Below are 18,167 nucleotides of genomic sequence, written 5' to 3' on the forward strand. Positions count from 1 at the left end.
CCGCGGGCCTTCCTGAGAATGGGGAGGCGTGGGGCTCTCCCACGACCCACGTCCGGGAGGCGCACCGATGATCGGCGACCCATATACACGCGAGACCGCGGGACACCCCGCTTCAGCGCTGCGACGCGGGATACTCGCCGCCGGGGCGATCGGAGCAGTCGGCGCCTGGAGTGCGGCCGCCGCACCGGCGGCCGAAGCGGCCGTCACCATCTCTCAGGGCGAGCTCGACCGAATCGCGGTTGTCGCCTCCGTCACCCGCTTCACGGGCATCGACGCGACCGGCGCGGCGGACTCGAGCGCCGGGCTGCAGAAGGCGATCAACGCCGTCCCCGAGGGGGGCCTGCTGGTGATCCCGGCCGGTACCTACCTCGTCGGCACCTCGCTCTACCCGCGGCTGGCCAAATCGATACGCGTCAGCGCGCACGGGGCGACGCTGGTCGCAACCTCATCGAAGCCGATCTTCTCGGTGTCCGGGGCGTACGGCACTGTCCTCGCGGTCTCCGCTCTCGTCGTCGCCGCGCCCGCTGGGGCGACGGCCGTCTCGCAGCTGAGCGTCGCGGGCACTCCGGACTGGGCGCCGGGCACGATCGTCAAGATCGTTTCGGACGACCCGATCCCGGAGCGCCGCCCGGGCGACGGGGTTATGGAGTCCCGGCTGGGCGAGTTCGCGGTGGTGCGCTCCTCATCAGGATCGACGGTGGTGCTCGGCGGCGTGCTGCGCGAGACCTACAGCACGAACATCCGCGTCGCGCCAATCTCGAACCAGACGTTCTCGATCGAGGGCGGCACGCTGATGGTGGCGGCCGCGCGGGCGAGCGCCTCGAATGAGCCGCTGGTGTACTTCTCGCGCCTGCGCTACCCGCAGCTTCGCTCGGTGACGGTGACTCGCGCCTCGGGGCCGGTGTTCCGCTTCACCTCCTGCTACGGCTATCTGGTCGAGGACGCGATCGTGGGCTTCGCGACTGACGACGCCGGCTCGTCGATCCTCGGCTACGGCGTCTCGGACGTCAGCAGCAGCTTCGGGCAGGTCGACCGCGGTGTGTACTCGCACGTGCGGCACTCCTACTCCGACGACACCAATCGCGTCGCGGAGAACAGCGACCTCTCCGGCTACGGCCGCACCTACGGCACAGTCGTCTCGGGCGTGAATGCGCTGATGACCACCTCCAGTGCCTTCGACACGCACCACTGCTCGGAGGGAGTGACCTTCATCGGCTGCACGGCGACCTCCGGCATCGGTCAGGGCAGCCAGGGGCAGTCCGGCTACCAGCTGCGCGGGATCGGGCACCGGGTGGTGGACTGCTCGGCCCGCTTCGTCGAGAACGGGGTGATCGTGCAGGACGAGGCCAAAGGTGGCGACTCGCGCTCGCATCAGATCAACGGCTTCCGGGTCTTCGACGCCCGCGGAGCAGCGGTGCGGGTGGTCCGCAGACCCAGCGGGCACCCGAGGGCCGGTGTCTTCGACTCCTCGCCCACCGTGACCGCCTCCGACGTCTACGCGGAGCGCGCCGGCGCGCTCGTGGTCAGCTACAACGCCTCGGTCGTGCTCGTCGGCGGCGTGTTCCGGGCCGGTGCGAGCAACCCCGGCACCGGGGATTACCACGGCATCTACTCCGAGAACAGCCTGCTGCGGATCCGGGACACGATTCTGGACTTCGAGGCCAACACGTCCGGCATTCCCCGGCCCGTCGGCTCCGGCAGTACCGCCGGCGCCGTACCGGGGCAGCAGCGGACCGAGATCGACGGGCTGGAGGTGCGCAGCACGCCCGACGTGGTCGCGCGCACCTGGGGCGTCTTCAGCGGCACCGACCACCTGGTGCGCGCCCGCAACGTGCGCTTCAGCTACCCATTCCGCTACATGCCCGGCGAGAACCTGTCACCGCAGTCGTCGATCGAGTGGCGCTGCGACGTGCCCATCGACGGAGCGACCGAGGTCGCCACGTCTAGTGCCTTCGTCTGGGGCAACAACGAGGTCACCGCGGTGCAGAAGCGACTGCCGCTCTCGCCGGATCCGGTGATCATGGTCCGGATCGTGTCGACGAACACGCTGACGATGGCCGCTCTGCCGGCGAGCAGCGTCTTCGGTCAGCGGCTGCACCTTCTGCACGCGGGGGCGCGACCGGTCACCGTGCGGCACGGAGCCGCGGGGGGCACCGCGCTCACCGGGGGCCAGGACGTCGCGATCGACCCGGGTGGGCAGCTGATGCTGTTCTGGGACGGCGGGGTCTGGCGCCAGTCGGTGTAGCGGGCCGACCAGCGGTGCTCCGGCCGCTCAGGGGTGGACACAGTGCCGCCCCCGCGTCGGATCCTCGGCCGGCGGCTGCGTCTTCATCCGCTGGGCGGCGACGGCGACGGCGAACACCAGCGGCCAGAGCGCGAGCGGGACGCCGGGGTTGGAGAAGTGGCTGTGGATGGTGGAGATCACCACGAGCACCACCAGCAGAATGCTCACCGGGAAGACGACCGCTGCTCCGAGCGCTCGGCGAGAGCGCAGCACGACGGCGAACGCGACCAGCAGCAGCAGGATCTCGGCGAGGAGGCCGACCACTCCGCCCGCGATCACCGTGCGTAGCCACTCCGACTCGGGCGAGCCCCACACCAGCGACAGCGGTCGCACCGGCCAGTCCTTCTCGGCGGCCGCATAGACCTGCGCTCCCCAGCCGGTGAAGGGACGCTCGGCGATGGCGGGGAGCGTCTCGGTGACCCAGATATTGACGCGGTAGCCGATCGTCTGCGGCAGCCAGGAGTACTGGGCGATCACGTACTGCGACTGCCCGGACTGCTGCTCCAGCCGCGCGGCGATGCTCTGCCCGAACGCGAGCCAGCCGCCCACCAGCACGGCGACCCCCGAGAGCACGAGCACAGGCCGGGCCTTCAGCCGTAGTGCCGTCAGCGCGAGGATGACCGCCGCAGCGCCGATGGTCGCGAAGGTCAGCGTCGTGACGGCTCCCGCGAAGAGCACGGTGAGGGTGATGATCGGCCAGGCGGCGAGCTTCGTGCCGGCCGAGCTGACGACCAGGTCGACGCAGGACGCGGCGATGATGCAGGCGAAGTAGCCGCCGAGCGCGGTCCAGTGGCCGATGGTCGAGGTTCCGCGGATGTCCCAGCCGCTCGAGAGCCGCTCGGTGAGTCCGTCGGAGCTCGTGACCTGCACCAGGACCTCGTTGACGCCCGGCACGCGGAGCAGCTGGGCGATCGCGATCCCCGCGACGAGGACACCCGGGGCACTGAAGCCGCGGAGGAATGGAGCGAGATCCGAGGGTGCGCGCACGACCATGCGGACAGGGAAGGTGGCCGCATAAGCAACACCGACAGTGAGCAGGACGCCGATGAAAGGAGAGTGTCGCATCTCGTTCGCATTCAGCAGCTCGATCAGTCCCCAGGCGAGGAGGAGAAGGAGGAAGGAATAGTCGAGAGGAGTCAGTCTGACTCGGGCGAGAGGAGCCTTGTCCTTCCAGAGGAGTGCGAGCAGGAAAGAGAGTACGACGAGCAGGATGGTGACTCCCTGGAAAGGACCGAGAGCGTTGATCTGCACTCCCACGAGTCCCGCGGCAGAACCCAGAAAGAGGCCGACCGCGAGGGGTCTTCTCGCCCGACGAGGATCGCTCGGAGGCATTCCACGATGCGCTGCTTTGTGTGGCCCGTTCGGGGGGTCAAGCACTGATCGATTGTTCGAGATGAGATCGTCTTCCGTCGAAAGCGTGGTCCTCGCTGTGGAGCGGGGATATCACGCGGTGAGAAGGGGGTGTCAGGGGCCATTAGTCTAGGTCCGCGTCGTGATTCTTGCATGCCGCAGGACGAGGAGAGCATACTTCCGTGCCGAAGATCGACGTAGTCCACTGGAACCCCGCACAGCCACTCAGTCGCGCCCCCTGGGCACGACTCGTTCCACTCCGTAGGAGAGTCGACAACTTCGGTGATCTGCTCGGACCGATGATCGTGGAGCGGATGCTGCAGCGCGAGGGGATCTCGGCCGACGACGCTCGGGAACCGCGCCGCCTGCTCGCCGTGGGGTCGATTCTCAAACTCGCCCGGGAGGGGGACACGCTCTGGGGGATCGGCGCGAACGGCAAGTCCCTCGATGCACGGTTCGACTTCACCGACCTCGACGTCCGCGCCGTCCGAGGCCCCCTGACCCGCGAGTTCCTCCGGGCTCGGGGCATCGCCGTCCCCGAGGTCTACGGCGACCCCGGGTTGCTCGTCGGCACCCTCTGGAGTCGCGAGGAGCTGCGCCGCGGCACCCCTGACCGCGGGCTGAGCGTGCTGCCCAACCTCAACGATCTCCGCCGGATGCGCGAGGACGGCACCGCCCCGCGCGCCGAGGACGGCCTGATCGAGCCGACCCGGCCCGTGCGCGAGGTGCTGGGCGCGATTGCCGCCAGCGAGTTCGTCGTCGGCTCGTCGCTGCACGCGATCGTGGTGGCGGAGTCGCTGGGGATCCCGGCCCGGCTAGTCGCCTCGGCGAGCGAGCCCGACTTCAAGTACCGCGACTACTACGAGGGCTCCGGCCGCTCCGGCTTCACGCCGGCCGCCACCGTGGACGAGGCAATCGCTGCGGGTGGCGAGCCGCCCCTGCAGTGGCGTCCGGACGCGCTGCTCGAGGCCTTCCCGCGCGATCTCTGGACCGTGCCGCGCGATCTCCGGGGAAGCGGCGTCGGGGCCTCACGGTGACCATCGCCGGCGACGCCGCGCGCGGCGCCGCGGCCACGCTCGGGGGGCAGTGGATCCGCTTCGTCCTGCAGCTCGGAGCGCTCGCGGTCCTCGCGCGCATCCTGAACCCGGACGACTATGGAGTGGTCTCGATGGTCCTCGCCATCGCCGGAGTCGCGACGCTCCTCGGCGACTTCGGGCTCTCGATGGCCTCGATCCAGTCGAGCGAGGTCACCGAAGCGCAGCGCACCAACCTGCTCTGGATCAATGTCGTGCTCGGCCTGGTGCTCGGCGGGATCGTCTTCCTGCTCGCGGTGCCGATTGCGGCGTTCTACGGGCGCGCCGAGCTCATCCCGGTCTGCCAGGTGCTCTCGCTGGTGTTCGTGGTCACCTCCGTCACCGCGCAGTTCAAGGCGGAGGTCTCGCGCCGCTTCCGCTTCCGCTGGCTCGCCGGCTCGGACGTGCTCGCGCAGCTGGTGGCCTCGACGGGCGCGGTCCTGCTCGCCCTCGCCGGGGCCGGATACTGGGCCTTGGTCGCGCAGCAGCTGCTGGTGGCGGTCACGACGCTGGTCGTTGTGGTGATCGGCGCCGGTTGGCTCCCCGGCCTTCCCTCGCGGACCGGGGGCATCCGCTCCTTCCTGGGTTTCGGCGCGAACACCGTCGGCGTGCAGCTGGTCAACTACATCAGCGGCAACGCGGACAGCGTCCTGATCGGCCGGGTCTGGGGTGCGGGGGCCCTGGGTGTCTACGACCGGGCCTATCAGATCTTCCGGATGCCGCTGCAGCAGATCGCCGCGCCGATGACCCGGGTGGCGTTTCCGGTGCTCTCGCGGATGAAGGACAGTCCCGAGTTCGAGCGCTACGTGCAGCGGGCCCAGCTCGTGCTCGCGTACGTGATGGGCGGGGTCTTTTTCGCCGCCGCCGCGCTGGCCGACCCGATCATCGAGATCGCCCTCGGCCCCGGCTGGGACGACTCGAAGACGATCTTTCGGATTCTCGCGATCGGTGGCGTGTTCCAGGCGCTGGGTTTCGTCTACTACTGGGTGTTCCTGGCCAAGGCGCTCACCGGCCTGCAGCTGCGCTTCAGCATCGTCTCGCGCTCGCTGATGGTCGTCTTCATGGCGGTCGGAGTGGTGTGGGGACCGGTCGGAGTCGCCGTCGGCAGCACGGTCGGCCTCGTCCTGAACTGGGTGGTGCTCTCCTTCTTCGCCGTGCCGCGCGCCGGGATCGAGGTGCGGGCGCTGCTGGTCCAGGCCGCCCGTCCGCTCGCGCTCGGTGTCGTGATCGTGATCCTCTCGCTGCCGGCACTGGGGCTGTCGGCGGGGCTCGGCGCCGTCGGGCAGCTGCTGATTGTGGGCGCGATCGACCTCGTGATCGCCGCGCTGGCGGTCCTGCTGATCCGCGCGTACCGCGAGGACGCCCGCCTGCTGCAGCACACGATCCTCGCGATTCGCCGTCGCTGAGGGTCGGCGGAGCGATCGTTCTCCGAGCGTCCGGCCGCGTCAGAGCGCGAGGGAGGCACGCAGCCCGGCCAGGCGCTCGCGGCCGGTGGCGAGGTCGGCCAGCAGGTGCTCGCGCTGCCCGAGCAGGGCCTGGGCCCGCCGCAGCGCGTCCGCCTGGTCGGCGACGTCCTTCTCGGCGAAGGCGACGGGGAGGGGCGTCAGCGCGGCGAACGTGCGGCGCACCTTCTCGGGGTCGCCCGTGGTGAAGCCGAGGGGGACGGCACCCTCGGTCATCCCCAGAATGAGGGCGTGGATCCGGTCGCTGACGACGGCGGCGCAGTCGCGGTAGAGCGCTCGGACCCGCTCCTCGTGGTCGGCGTGCGACACGGAGGCGTCCCAGTCGAGGATGGTGCCGTCGAGGTCCCGGGCGAGCTCGGCGCAGCGCTGCTCGTCCTCCTGCATCTGGTTGACGACGACGACGGTGGCGTCGAGCGAGCGGGCGAGGGCGCGGACAGTTCCGAGCCAGATCGGCCCGGGAGCGGGCCGGTCGCCGCGCAGGGTGACGGCGATGGTGCGCCGCCGGTCCGCGGGCAGGAACCGCTCGGCCGCGCTGCCCAGAGCGAAGGCCCAGTCCGGAGCGAGCGTCCCGACGCCCAGGTCGTCGCGGCTGTCCGGGTCGCGCCAGCTGGTCGTCCCGGTCAGGGCGAGCATGCGGCGGAACCAGCGCCGGGCGAGAGCGCCCTGGTCCCGCCGCAGGGCGATCCCGAGGGCGACCGGTCGGCCACCGCCCAGGCGCGAGCGGGTCAGCAATGCCGTCTGCCAGGTGGAGTTGATCAGGAAGCGGCGGTCGAGCACCCACTCGCCGGCGTTCAGCGCGAACCCCATCCGGGAGCCGCGCGGGCCGGCCGCGAGGGCGGCGCGCAGCCAGCTCGAGCGGGAGTGGTAGACGATGTCCTCCGCTACGAGGCCCAGGCCGGAGATGTACGCGGAGTGCGTGCCCGCGTAGACGTGCAGTTGCCCGCGATCGCGCAGGGCGTCGAGGTAGGCGCGGCGGAGCACCGAGTCGCCCAGGTTCTCCTTCTGGCCGCTCGGGTTGACGAAAATGCGGGTGCTCATGAAGTCTCTCCGGGTCGACGTGCACGAGCGACGGGGGCGTCGAGTGCGAGGTGGTAGGCGCGGGCGTACGACGCGCCGACGGCGCTCCACTCGCGCCCGGCGAGGGCGGGCCCGGAGGCGGGCAGGTCGGCGGTCGCGCGGGCGGCGGCGCGCAGGTCGTCTTGGCCGATCTCTCCGTCGAACATCCGCACCCACTCCTGGCCGACCTCCTGGGCGAGGAGGACGTTCGCGGGCGTGCGCGGGACGAGGACGGGACGGCCCAGCGAGAGCGCGACCAGGAGGATCCCCGAGTTGTGCATCTCGGTGTAGGGGAGGACGACCAGCTGCGCCGCCGTCATCTCGGCGACCATCTCCTCGTCCGGGACGAAGCCGAAGCGCGTCGTGACCCGGGGATCGAGAGCGGCGGCTGCTGCGATCCGCTCGGCGAGCTCCTGCGGCGCCTTGCCGACGACCCCGAGCGTGAGGTCCGGATCGTCGAGGCCGCGGAAAACCTCGACCAGTCGCTCGATGTTCTTGTACGGCTCGATCCGGCCGAAGGAGAGCAGGCGGCCGGGCTGGACCGGACGGCGGTGCTCGAGCGGGAGCACGTCGCGGTAGTGGCCGTGCGGGATGAGCATGGAGGGGGCGTTCCGCGGCACAGGCGTCACCCCCGTCAGGGTCACGAACAGGGTCGTCCTCCGCTCCAGCGCGGCCAGCAGCGCCGTCTCCAGGCGACCCCCGGGGGAGTGCGGCTCGAGGTTGTGCAGGGTGCGCACCACCTTTCCCCTGGTGATCGATAAGCGCACGAGAAAAAGGAGGAAAAGGAAGGTCCGCACCGCGGCGATCGGCGCCGATCGACCCCTCAGGAGGAATTCTGGCCAGTGTACGTGGAACGCATCCCACCGTCCCGCGATCGCCTTTCTCCAGGAGAAGAAGCAGAAGTCGATATCGCGCGGGGCGAAGCGCGTCACCTGGTCGACGAAGCGGGTCGTCCCATCCGGCGCAGCGACGGAGAGGAGAACGCGAATCGTGTTCCTCTTCTGAGCGGTACTTATCACGGTGGGGGAGTGCCTCTCGACGTGGCTGAAATATGACGTTTCTTCTTGGCGACCAGCGATCGGGGGTCGGGCGAACGGGTGTCGTGCGATTATCGCGCACTGTCTGGAATGCTCGACAAGCACAGGGTAGAGCTGATCGAACAGGGTGGCGAGGTGAACGTTTCTCCCCTCGTTGTCCCCCCAACGGGTAGCACGATCGGGTTCGGCCGTGAATACCTCGGTGTTAGCGTCAAGTGATCAGTCTGGAGAGCGTTGCCCTGTGAAAGCACTGCCCGTGAAAGCACTCTACTTATCCGGCGCTCCACGCCTGTCGACCAAACCCTCGACGGAGAGTCTGGGTCCGCGGTCGCACATTCTCGGCGTGATCAACGGGCTCGAGCACAGCGGCGTCGACGTCGAGCGCTTCATCGTCGGCGACGCGATGCCCGAGGCCGTGCACGGTCAGGGCTCCGAGAGCCGGATGTCCGGGTCGCGGCTGTCCATCGTCGCGACCGACCTGTTCCGCCTGGTCTCCCGGGTCCGCTCGCGGTTCCAGCTCCAGCGCCGAGTCGCCGGCTCCCGCGCCGACTTCGCCTACGAGCGCTACGCACTGTTCCAGGAGCTGGGTTCCCTCGCCCGCCGCGTCACCGGAGCCGTCTGGGTGCTCGAGGTCAACGCACTCCTCGCCGTCGAGGCCACCAGCGAGCGTCGGGCGACCACCAGCCGTGCGCTCGCGGAGTGGATGGAGGGGCGCACCCTCCGCCGGGCAGACCTGATCGTCGCCGTCACCGACGCGCTCGCCGAGCAGCTCATCGCCCGCTACGGCATCCCGCGCGAGCGGATCCTCGTCGTCGCCAACGGCGTCGACCACACCGTGCACCGGCCGGCCGAGGTCGTGGCGGGGAGTGGCACCCCGCGGATCGGCTTCCTCGGCACGCTCTACCCGTGGCAGAACGTGTCCGCCCTGATCGAGCTCCTCGCGTCCGAGGAGCTGGGGGAGGTCCACCTCGACATCGCCGGGGACGGACCGGTGCGCGCGGACCTCGAGCGGCAGGTCCGCGAACTCGGCCTCGCCGACCGCGTCACGTTCCGCGGAAGGGTGCACCCCGACGACGTCCCCGCGTTCCTCGCCGACGTCGACCTCTGCTTTGCCGGTCACTCCAGCGCCAACGGCAGCTACTTCTCCCCCCTGAAGCTCTGGGAGTACCTCGCCGCAGGCAAGCCCGTCGTGGCGAGCCGCCATGACGTGACGGCCGACCTCCAGCGCGGGGGCTACCCCGTGGTCTGCTACGACTCCTCGGGCGAGGAGGACCTGCGCAGCGTCCTCACCCACAGCGTCCGCTCACTCCCCGAGCTCTCCCGGCTCGCCGCAGACCGCCAGCGCGATGTCTGGGCCGAGCACTCCTGGGCCCGGCGCGTCGAGACGATCGTCACCTCCGTGAAGGAGACCGTATGACAACCGCCGCGCGCACCGCGCTCCCCTTCGACCTCGGTCACGTGGACGCTCGGACGGCACCGGAGGTGATCGCCGAGATCCTCGCCGGAGAGCACCGCGGCCGGATCATCGGGAACCTCAACCTGCACGGCCTCTACATGGCGCAGACCGACGAGCACTTCCACCGGTTCTGCGAGCAGGCCGACACCGTGCTGATCGACGGTTGGCCGATCCTGGCGCTCGCCCGCGGCACGTCGACCACGTCGCCGCTGACCCCGGAGCACCGCATCGGCAGCACCGACTGGCTGTTCCCGCTGATCGAGAACGACGAGCCGCTCGTCGTCGTCGCCGTCGGCGGCACGGCGGAGTCGTCGGCCGCGGCCGCGGAGGACGTCGGCGCCCGCACCACGCGGATGACGTGGCTGGCCTACGACGGCTTCGACCAGCGGTGGCGCGGCTGCGGCGAGGAGCAGCCGCTCACCGAATCGCTCGCGCGCGCCGACCTCGTCCTCGTCGGAATGGGGATGCCTCGACAGGAGCGCTGGATCCTCGAGCACCGCGCGCTGGCTCCACGAGCCGCCTTCGCGAACGTCGGCGGCTGCCTGGATTACCTCGCCGGCACCCAGACCCTCGCTCCGCGCTGGATGGGAGCGCTCGGTGTGGAGTGGCTCTTCCGTCTCGCGCGCGATCCGCGCCGCCTCGCCGCGCGGTACCTCCTCGAGCCGCTGCAGCTCCTCCGGATCGTCCTGAGCGGGCGGAAGCGCTCGAAGCGGGCGCCCGACCCCTGTGACACGGCTCGGTCCACGGGCCGGCTCTCGACCGGGGCGACCCCCCGCTGAGCCGCCTCAGCCCTGGGCTGAGTACTTCGCCTCCGTGGCCGCCTTCGCCGGTCGCCACCACGCCTCGTTCGCCCGATACCAGTGGATCGTGGCCTCGAGTCCCGCCTCGACGTCGGTGTAGTGGGGACGCCAGCCGAGCTCGGTGCGCAGGCGAGTGGAGTCGATCGCGTAGCGCAGGTCGTGCCCAGCGCGGTCGGCGACGTGGTCGAAGGCGTCCTCCGGTGCTCCGAAGGCGGTGAGGATGCTCCTGACGATGTCGAGATTGCTCCTCTCGCCGTCGGCACCGATGAGGTAGGTCTCGCCGATCTCACCGCGGTCGATGATCGCCCACACCCCGGCGTTGTGGTCGTCGACGTGGATCCAGTCACGGACGTTCGCGCCGGCCCCGTAGAGCTGGGGGCGGACGCCGTCGATGATGTTGGTGATCTGGCGGGGGATGAACTTCTCGACGTGCTGGTAGGGACCGTAGTTGTTCGAGCAGTTCGAGATCGTGGCGCGAACGCCGAACGAGCGCACCCAGGCGCGCACGAGCAGGTCGCTGGCCGCCTTCGTCGAGGAGTACGGGCTCGACGGGTTGTAGGGGGTGCGCTCGGTGAAGCGGGCGGGATCGGTGAGCTCCAGGTCGCCGTACACCTCGTCGGTGGAGATGTGGTGGTAGCGGACGTCGTGCGCGCGGACCGCCTGGAGCAACGTGAAAGTGCCGAGCACGTTCGTCTCGAGGAACGGCGTCGGGTCGTGCAGAGAGTTGTCGTTGTGCGACTCGGCCGCGAAGTGCACCACGAGGTCGGAGTCGGCGACCAGCCGGTCCACCAGCTCGGCGTCGGCGACGTCGCCCTCGACCAGCCGCACACGGTCGGCCACGGGGGAGAGGGAGGCGCGGCTGCCCGCGTAGGTGAGCTTGTCGAGCACGGTGATCCGCGCGTCGGGCCGCTCGCGCAGGGTCAGCTGGACGAAATTGCTGCCGATGAAGCCGGCGCCGCCGGTGACGAGGATCCGCACGGGTTCTCCTGGGGTTCGGGGAGGTCGGGGTAGCCGGGCTCAGCGGCCGGCGTTCGCGCCTTCGAGGCGCAGCAGGTGGTGCAGGTAGGCGCCGTAGCCGCTCTTGATCAGTGGCGCGGCGAGCTCCGCGAGCCGGGTGTCGTCGATCCAGGAGTTGCGCCAGGCGATCTCCTCGATGCAGCCGATCTTGAAGCCCTGCCGCTGCTCGATCACGCGGACGAACTCCGTCGCCTCGATCATCGAGTCGAAGGTCCCGGTGTCGAGCCAGGCCGTACCGCGATCAAGCACCTGCACGTGCAGGCGCCCCGCCTCGAGGTAGCGCTCGTTGATCGTCGAGATCTCCAACTCACCGCGAGCGGAGGGGGTGATCGTCTTCGCGATCGCCACCACGTCGTTGTCGTAGAAGTAGAGCCCCGGCACCGCGTAGTTGCTGCGCGGCTGCGCCGGCTTCTCCTGGATCGAGACGGCCCGGAACTGCTCGTCGAACTCGACGACTCCGTAGGCGCGGGGATCGGCGACCTGGTACGCGAAGATCACCGCGCCCTCGATCGTGGTGTTCGCCGCGAGGGCGGTGCCGAGCGCGGTGCCGTGAAAGATGTTGTCGCCCAGGACGAGGGCCACGGACTCGTCGCCGATGAACTCCTCGCCGATCAGGAACGCCTGCGCGAGGCCGTCGGGGGAGGCCTGAACGGCGTACTCGATCCGCATACCCAGGCTCGACCCGTCACCCAGCAGCGCGCGGAACTGCTCGTTGTACTCCGGGGTCGTGATCACCAGGACCTCGTCGATGCCCGCCATCATCAGGGTCGACAGCGGGTAGTAGATCATCGGCTTGTCGTAGATCGGCATCAGCTGCTTCGAGATGCCCTTGGTGATCGGCCACAGGCGCGATCCGGTGCCGCCCGCGAGGACGATGCCCCTCATCCGAGCCACCCGGCGCAGGAGGCCGGGGCCCGGCGGGCCGCCTGGGGGAGCGTGAAGGTCTGCGAGGCGAGGGTCACGGAGCCGACTCTATCGGCCGTGCCGCGGTGCTTGCGCAGGTCGCGGCGGCGGTCCCGACGCTTGTGGCGGGGACTGACGCACGCCGCGCCGCTCGCGTCGGGAGGCGGCGAGGGGGCCGCTGCGCACGACGCCGCCGGCTCTGTTTCGCGCCGCTGTCTCGGGCGTGGCCGAGCCTCGGGATACCTTCTCGGACGTCCGTGGCTCCGCCTGCCGGGACGGAGAGAGGTACCGCCCTGTGTACGAGGTCATCGACCGTCGAGACGCTGCGCTCCTGCCGACCCCTCCCGGCTCGGGCCTGGACCCCCTGACGGAGAGGAACCGCTCGTGCTGACCATCGGGATCGTCGCCCTCGACGCCTGGCACGCGGCTGCGCTCGAGCGCGCCTGGCGCCGCGAGGGCCACCGCGTGATCGTCGTGACCGCCGACCCCGAAGGATTCAGCGGGGCCGAGCTGCGCGCCAGCCTCCTCGGCCGCCTGGTCGAGCCGGCCGGGCGGATCGGCATGGGGCCCGTCGGGCTCGCGGTCTTCACGCGCCGCGCCCGGCAGCTGCTCGCGCCCGAGCGACCAGACCTCGTCGTCGCGCTCCCCGGGACGACGCTGGAGCTGCTCGGGCTCGCTCCTACGACGGTGCTCCTGGCCGATTGCGCTCCCGAGCCCGGTGTGCCGCTGCGCCCCGCTGGACGCTCCGACCTTTCTGCTCGCTACGACGAGGAGCGCCGCCGCGCGGTCGTCATCGCTCCGACCGACCTGCTCGCGTCGCGGCTGTCGGGCGCTCCGGTCGTGCTGCAACTCGGCCTGCCGAGCGCGTCCTTCCCGACGCCGCCCGCGCCGGACGGACCGGTCCGCTTCACCGCGGTCGGGGGCGCCTGCCGCGATCACGGTGCCGACCGGCTCGATCTGCTCGCCCGGCTCGCTGACACGGAGTACGTGAGTGTCGTCGACGACGGGTCCGGGATCGCCGACGACCTGGCTCCCGGAGTGCGCTGCGTCGGAGAGCAGGACCGCGCCGGTGTCGCGGAGGTGCTGCGGGGTTCGCACGCGTTCGCACTCCTGGCCCGCTCGACGAGCGGTGCGGCCGCAGGGCTCGACGCGCTGGCCAGCGGCCTGCCCGTGCTCACGACGGAGTCGAGCGTCCTCGCCGGCCTGTGCGCGGCGGGTGCGGGCGTCGTCGTTCCCGACGACGGGCGGCGCCGCGACTACGAGGACGCTGTGCTGCGCCTGCGACGCGACTGGTCCGCGCTCTCACAGGGTGCCCTCGAGCTCGCTCGGGAGCGGCCGTGGTCGGTCGCGGCCGAGGAACTCCTCGACCTGGCGGAGGGACGCGCCCGTGTCGCCTGATTCGACCCCGACTCCCGAGACCTCCGTCGTCGCCGCGCTCCCCAGCGCTGTGGCCCTGCGCCTGGCGGCCGTGCTCGTGCAGTACACCCTGCGCGATCACGACATCCGCAGCCTGATCGTCAAGGGCGAGGGGTTGCACCGACAGGGCATCCGGGCGCCCATGACGTCGGCCGACGTCGACCTGTGGGTCGACCCCGATCGCTTCGACGACGCGATCTCCCTGCTCGCCGAGATGGGCTGGCACCGGCGTGCCGAGGCCCTGAGCTGGACGCTCTTCGTCGACCACTCGATCACACTTGTGCATCCTTCCTGGCCGTGCGACGTCGACGTGCACCGCTCCTTCCCCGGTGCCTTCGAGGCGGACCGGGTCGTCTTCGACCGGCTCTGGGCCTCCAAGGAGGAGCTGCCGCTCAGCGACGAGGTCCTGCTCATCCCGGACTCCGCCCACCACCTGGTCCTGCACGCGTTGCACCAGTTGCGGAGCGCGCGCTCGGCGTCCTCGGCGACGATCCTCGCCGCCCTGGAGGTTCACGGCGCAAGCCTGCCGCAGAAGGGCAGGGAAGCGATCCGCGCCGCCGCCGTAGAACTCGGAGCGCAGACGCCGATGGCCGCGCTGCTCACTGCCTGGGGCGTGCCCGCTCCGGCCGAGGAGCGCTACCGCCGTGCACAGGCGCTCTGGGACGTCCGCCGCCGCTCCGACCGGCACACCTTCAACTGGCTGCACGCTATCGCCTCTGCGCCCTGGCACCTCAAGGGGACGCTCCTGCTGCGCGCCGCCTTCCCCACCCGGGCCGATCTGGAGGCCAGCCACCCCGGTACGACCACGACACGTCGCCGCATGCGCCTGCGGTGGGAGCGGACCGTCCGCGCCGTCCGCGGCCTGCCCTCCGCCCTGTCCGGCTTCATCCGGGTGGCGCGGTCCGGAGCCGACGTCGAGCCGGAGCCGACCGCTCCCGCCCCGGAGATCGCCGAGGTCGCGGCGCCGATGGACGAGACTCCCGCCGTCGTCGAGGCGAGTGCGGGCACAGCCGCGGCGGTTCCTTCACCGGTTGACGACGCCGCTCCTCAACCGCGTCCGCGCGAACGCTTCGCCGTGGAGCACACCGAGGAGCAGGCCTACGTACTCGACCTCTCCCGCCCGGCGTCGCCCCCCGTCGTCCTCTCGCTCAGCGCGGACACCGTCTTCGAGGCCGTGATTCGGCAGCGACGAGCGCGCGACGAGGTCGTCGCCCTGCTCTCCGAGCGCTACAGCGTCGATCCGGAGACGATGGGCCGCGACGTCGACGCCGTCCTCGCAGTACTCGACGACTTCTTCCCCGACGCCGCCTCGGCCGGGGCGAGCACATGAGGGCTTGGGGCTCGTCATCGCTCCGGGTCCTCCACATCCTGGACTCGTTCGAGGACGGTGGAGCTCAGCGCGTCGCCCTCTCGCTCGGCTCGTGGAGCAGGGAACACGGTTGCGCCACCGCCTACTGGGGCCGGCCCGGACCGCTCAGCGGCCGTGCGGCCCGGGACTCGGCGGTCTTCGTCGTCCGCGCCGCCGAGCAGAGCTTCGCCGCTGACCTGCGCGATCTCGCGCTGGCCGTCCGGCGCTTCCGACCGCACGTCCTCCACGCCCATCAGCGCCGCGAAGCGCTGCTGGCGCTCCTCGTCGGCTCCGCACTGCGCGTGCCCGTCGTCGAGCATGCGCATACGGAGCTACCCGCCATCGACCGGCGCGCGCTCTCGTTCCGCTCGCGACAGGTGTTCGCCGTCTCCGCCTCCGTGGGACGGATGGTCGTCGACGGCTACGGCCGCCCCTCGGCGCGCGTGGTGGTCACCGGCAATGCGCCGGCGAACGTGACCGCCGAGCCCGCGCAGGAGTCTGCGCTCGCCGAGCCGGTCGTGCGGGTCCTCGGCATCGGACGGCTCGCGGAGCAGAAGGATCCGGCGCGCTTCCTCGCGGCGATCGAGGCGCTGGCCCGGATCCGCCCCGTCGCGGCCACCTGGCTCGGTGATGGGCCGATGCTGCCGGTGCTGCGCGAGCGCGCGCGGGCGGCCGGAGTGGTCGATTTCGCCGGGCCGTCGAGCGACGTGACCGGCGCACTCGACGCGGCGCACCTGCTCCTGTCGACGTCGCGCTGGGAGGGGACGCCCCTCGTCATGCTTGAGTCGATGGCCCGGCGCCGCCCCGTGGTGGCGACCGAGGTGGGCGGGGTGGGCGAGCTCCTCGCCGACGGCAGAGGCCTGCTCCTGCCCGCCGACGCGGGAGCCGACGCGATCGCTGCGGCGCTGGCCGCGGCGCTGGAACGTCCGGACGAGCTGCTGCGGCATGCCGATCGGGCGAAGGCCTGGGTCGACGCGGTCGCGTCGCCGGACGCCGTCTTCGGACCCGTCCTCGCTGCCTATCGCCGACTCGGAGCCCGGCGGTGACCGCGCCGGCGCAGTCGGTGACCGTCATTGCACCCTGCTACAACGCGATCTCCCGGCTCGACGGCTTCCTCGCCGCGCTCGGTACGACCCTCGGGCCCGGCATGCGCGTCCTGCTCGTCGACGACGCCTCCTCCGACGGTTCAGCGGAGGTGCTCGAGCGCTGGGCCGCGGGGCGCGATGATGCGCAGGTCCTTCGCATCGACCAGAACGGTGGAGTCGCGGCGGCCCGCAATCGGGCGCTCGTGGAGGCCGACTCGGAGTTCGTCTGGTTCGTGGACGTCGACGACGAGTGGGATCCGGCGATCCTGCGCACCCTGACCGCCGAGGCCGAGCGGACGGCCGCCGACATCGTCGTCTGCCGTGCGCTGTACCGGACTCGGCAATCCGCCTCCGGCCGCGTGATCGACGGCCTCGACCGGCGCGAGCTGGTGTCGTCCGAGCACGCCCTCGAGCGGATGGCGTCCGGGCAGCTGCACGGCTTCCTGTGGAACAAGCTCTTCCGCCGGAGCGTTCTGCAGCAGGACCTCTTCCCGCGGCTGAGCTCCCAGTCCGACTTCATCGGCGTCCTCCGGGCGGTTCAGGCGTCGGAGCGGGTGCTCTTCGTCCCGGAGATCCTCTACTCCTACGTCTACACCGCCGCCTCGATCACCCGCCGTCGGGACCCGGATCTCGGTAACCTCCTCGTCTGTGCGGAGGAGATGCGCGCGGCACTCGCCCGGACGTTCGGGGAGGTGCCGAGGCCGCTGTCCGACTGGTTCACAACCTGGTTCTACGCGGTCCCCGTCGCCCTCACTCCGATCCGGCAGAACGCCGACCGCGCGCTGGTGAACTCGGGAGTCCGGCTCGGCTCCGCCGCGCTCCAGACCGTCGACCTGTTCCGTTCCGCCAGGAGACCGCGGATGCTCGCCCTGGGCCTGGTGCTCAAGCACCTACCCGCCGCTTTCACCGTCGTCAGCCGGATCCTCTACGCCGTGCACGACACCCACCGCCGACTCGCCAACCGCAGGAGCACCCGATGAACGGCCTGACCGTCTGCATCACCGCCCGGAACGCCGAGGGGACCATCGGTGCCTCGGTCCGCAGCGCCCTGGCCGCCCTGCCGCCCTCCGGCCGCGTCCTCGTCCGCGACGACGGGAGCGAGGACGGGACCGCGGCGGTCGTCGGCCGGATCGCCGATCGCCGACTGCGCGTCCTCGACGACGCCTCGCCGCAGGGGATCCCCGCCTCGCGCAACGCCCTCCTCGAGCAGGTCGAGACGCCCTACCTGGCGATCCTGGACGGCGACGACCGCGCTCTGCCGTGGCGCTTCCGCCGTCAGGGCCGGCTCCTGGCGCGCGGCGCCGACCTCGTCTTCTCGACCGTCATCATCCGCAAGCCGCCGATCCCGCTGCTCAAACCCCAGCTGCTCCCGCGCCTGTCGAGCCGCGCGATCGCCCTCGCCCTGCTCCTCGAGAACCCGCTGATGCATCCGACCATGACGGGCCGCACGAGCGTGGTCAGGGCGCTCGGGGGCTACCGCTCGGTCGCCGCGGAGGACTTCGACCTCTACCTCCGCGCAGTCACCGCCGGGCACCGCCTGCTGCGCGACACGGTGCCCACCGTCCTCTACCTCCGGCATGCGGGTCAGACGACGATCGATCCCGCGTGGATCCGTTCGAAGAGCGACAGCACTCTGGTGGCCGAGGCGTTCGCCGACCTGGGGCGCCGCGAACTCGGCTTCGCACCCGGCTGGTTCGCCTGGCGCCGCGAGGGCTTCCCGCCGGGGCGGGCGCCCGCCGACCTCCAGGTACAGCTCGGTGCCCTCCTGGACGCCGCCGAGTCGCTTCGGCCGTCGGAGCGCCGTCACCTGGCCGGCCTCGTCGCCTCCTTCCGCGCGCACGCCGCGCGGTGACCTCCCCCGCCCGCCCCCACTCCCGAG

The 18,167-nt window shown here is 71.1% G+C and carries 15 protein-coding genes; 10 read left to right on the forward strand and 5 right to left on the reverse strand.

What is annotated here, in order from left to right:
- The first annotated feature begins 67 nt into the window (after positions 1-67).
- Positions 68-2,245, forward strand: a complete 2,178-nt coding sequence (locus C5D07_RS08860) for a hypothetical protein (RefSeq protein ID WP_068254063.1) — start codon at positions 68-70, stop codon at positions 2,243-2,245.
- Positions 2,246-2,272: 27 nt separating this feature from the next.
- Here C5D07_RS08860 and C5D07_RS08865 read toward each other — a convergent pair whose 3' ends face one another.
- The gene (locus tag C5D07_RS08865; RefSeq protein ID WP_084415921.1) at positions 2,273-3,616 is read right to left on the reverse strand and encodes an O-antigen ligase family protein; all 1,344 of its coding nucleotides are present in this window, start codon (positions 3,614-3,616) and stop codon (positions 2,273-2,275) included.
- A gap of 200 nt (positions 3,617-3,816) precedes the next feature.
- Between C5D07_RS08865 and C5D07_RS08870 the strand changes: the two genes are divergently transcribed.
- Both C5D07_RS08870 and C5D07_RS08875 read left to right on the forward strand, forming a co-directional pair.
- Entirely contained in the window at positions 3,817-4,671 is an 855-nt protein-coding gene (locus tag C5D07_RS08870; RefSeq protein WP_068254058.1) for a polysaccharide pyruvyl transferase family protein, read from the forward strand.
- The gene (locus C5D07_RS08875) at positions 4,668-6,113 is read left to right on the forward strand and encodes a lipopolysaccharide biosynthesis protein (protein WP_170063535.1); all 1,446 of its coding nucleotides are present in this window, start codon (positions 4,668-4,670) and stop codon (positions 6,111-6,113) included. The genes C5D07_RS08870 and C5D07_RS08875 overlap by 4 nt, the downstream gene beginning before the upstream one ends.
- Positions 6,114-6,152: 39 nt before the next feature.
- Here the strand turns inward: C5D07_RS08875 and C5D07_RS08880 are convergent, their stop codons facing one another.
- Positions 6,153-7,208: a hypothetical protein gene (locus C5D07_RS08880; protein WP_104259179.1), complete on the reverse strand. Its 1,056-nt coding sequence runs from the start codon at positions 7,206-7,208 to the stop codon at positions 6,153-6,155.
- A complete protein-coding gene (locus tag C5D07_RS08885) occupies positions 7,205-7,963 on the reverse strand; it encodes a glycosyltransferase (RefSeq protein WP_146076661.1) in 759 nt (252 codons plus the stop codon). The genes C5D07_RS08880 and C5D07_RS08885 overlap by 4 nt, the downstream gene beginning before the upstream one ends.
- Positions 7,964-8,519: 556 nt before the next feature.
- On the opposite strand from C5D07_RS08885, the gene C5D07_RS08890 reads away from it, so the two are divergent.
- Together C5D07_RS08890 and C5D07_RS08895 are read left to right on the forward strand one after the other, a co-directional pair.
- Positions 8,520-9,680, forward strand: a complete 1,161-nt coding sequence (locus C5D07_RS08890; protein ID WP_257722296.1) for a glycosyltransferase — start codon at positions 8,520-8,522, stop codon at positions 9,678-9,680.
- Positions 9,677-10,498: a WecB/TagA/CpsF family glycosyltransferase gene (locus C5D07_RS08895; protein ID WP_068254049.1), complete on the forward strand. Its 822-nt coding sequence runs from the start codon at positions 9,677-9,679 to the stop codon at positions 10,496-10,498. Before C5D07_RS08890 ends, C5D07_RS08895 begins: the two co-directional genes overlap by 4 nt.
- 6 nt (positions 10,499-10,504) lie before the next feature.
- Here the strand turns inward: C5D07_RS08895 and rfbB are convergent, their stop codons facing one another.
- Both rfbB and rfbA read right to left on the reverse strand, forming a co-directional pair.
- The gene (gene rfbB, locus C5D07_RS08900; RefSeq protein WP_104259182.1) at positions 10,505-11,497 is read right to left on the reverse strand and encodes a dTDP-glucose 4,6-dehydratase; all 993 of its coding nucleotides are present in this window, start codon (positions 11,495-11,497) and stop codon (positions 10,505-10,507) included.
- A gap of 39 nt (positions 11,498-11,536) precedes the next feature.
- The gene (gene rfbA, locus C5D07_RS08905; RefSeq protein ID WP_068254047.1) at positions 11,537-12,421 is read right to left on the reverse strand and encodes a glucose-1-phosphate thymidylyltransferase RfbA; all 885 of its coding nucleotides are present in this window, start codon (positions 12,419-12,421) and stop codon (positions 11,537-11,539) included.
- 402 nt (positions 12,422-12,823) lie between these two features.
- On the opposite strand from rfbA, the gene C5D07_RS15775 reads away from it, so the two are divergent.
- The 5 genes from C5D07_RS15775 to C5D07_RS08925 are packed head-to-tail and all read left to right on the forward strand — an operon-like array spanning position 12,824 to position 18,140.
- Entirely contained in the window at positions 12,824-13,837 is a 1,014-nt protein-coding gene (locus C5D07_RS15775) for a glycosyltransferase family protein (RefSeq protein WP_170063536.1), read from the forward strand.
- Positions 13,827-15,185 carry a nucleotidyltransferase family protein gene (locus C5D07_RS08910; protein ID WP_068254043.1) on the forward strand — a complete coding sequence of 453 codons (1,359 nt, stop codon included), beginning with the start codon at positions 13,827-13,829 and terminating at the stop codon, positions 15,183-15,185. Before C5D07_RS15775 ends, C5D07_RS08910 begins: the two co-directional genes overlap by 11 nt.
- On the forward strand, positions 15,182-16,249 hold the full coding sequence (locus tag C5D07_RS08915) for a glycosyltransferase (protein WP_104259183.1): 1,068 nt from the start codon (positions 15,182-15,184) through the stop codon (positions 16,247-16,249). The genes C5D07_RS08910 and C5D07_RS08915 overlap by 4 nt, the downstream gene beginning before the upstream one ends.
- Entirely contained in the window at positions 16,246-17,268 is a 1,023-nt protein-coding gene (locus C5D07_RS08920) for a glycosyltransferase family 2 protein (protein WP_068254038.1), read from the forward strand. The genes C5D07_RS08915 and C5D07_RS08920 overlap by 4 nt, the downstream gene beginning before the upstream one ends.
- Entirely contained in the window at positions 17,265-18,140 is an 876-nt protein-coding gene (locus C5D07_RS08925; RefSeq protein WP_068254036.1) for a glycosyltransferase family 2 protein, read from the forward strand. Before C5D07_RS08920 ends, C5D07_RS08925 begins: the two co-directional genes overlap by 4 nt.
- The last annotated feature ends 27 nt before the right edge of the window (positions 18,141-18,167 follow it).

This window comes from Rathayibacter tritici, from assembly GCF_002932875.1.
GTDB lineage: Bacteria > Actinomycetota > Actinomycetes > Actinomycetales > Microbacteriaceae > Rathayibacter > Rathayibacter tritici.

Coding starts and splice junctions, on each gene's coding strand:
- C5D07_RS08860 (WP_068254063.1), top strand. CDS start 68: ATGATCGGCGACCCATATACACGCGAGACCGCGGGACACCCCGCTTCA.
- C5D07_RS08895 (WP_068254049.1), top strand. CDS start 9,677: ATGACAACCGCCGCGCGCACCGCGCTCCCCTTCGACCTCGGTCACGTG.
- C5D07_RS08865 (WP_084415921.1), bottom strand. CDS start 3,616: ATGCCTCCGAGCGATCCTCGTCGGGCGAGAAGACCCCTCGCGGTCGGC.
- C5D07_RS08915 (WP_104259183.1), top strand. CDS start 15,182: ATGAGGGCTTGGGGCTCGTCATCGCTCCGGGTCCTCCACATCCTGGAC.
- C5D07_RS08925 (WP_068254036.1), top strand. CDS start 17,265: ATGAACGGCCTGACCGTCTGCATCACCGCCCGGAACGCCGAGGGGACC.
- C5D07_RS08880 (WP_104259179.1), bottom strand. CDS start 7,208: ATGAGCACCCGCATTTTCGTCAACCCGAGCGGCCAGAAGGAGAACCTG.
- rfbA (WP_068254047.1), bottom strand. CDS start 12,421: ATGAGGGGCATCGTCCTCGCGGGCGGCACCGGATCGCGCCTGTGGCCG.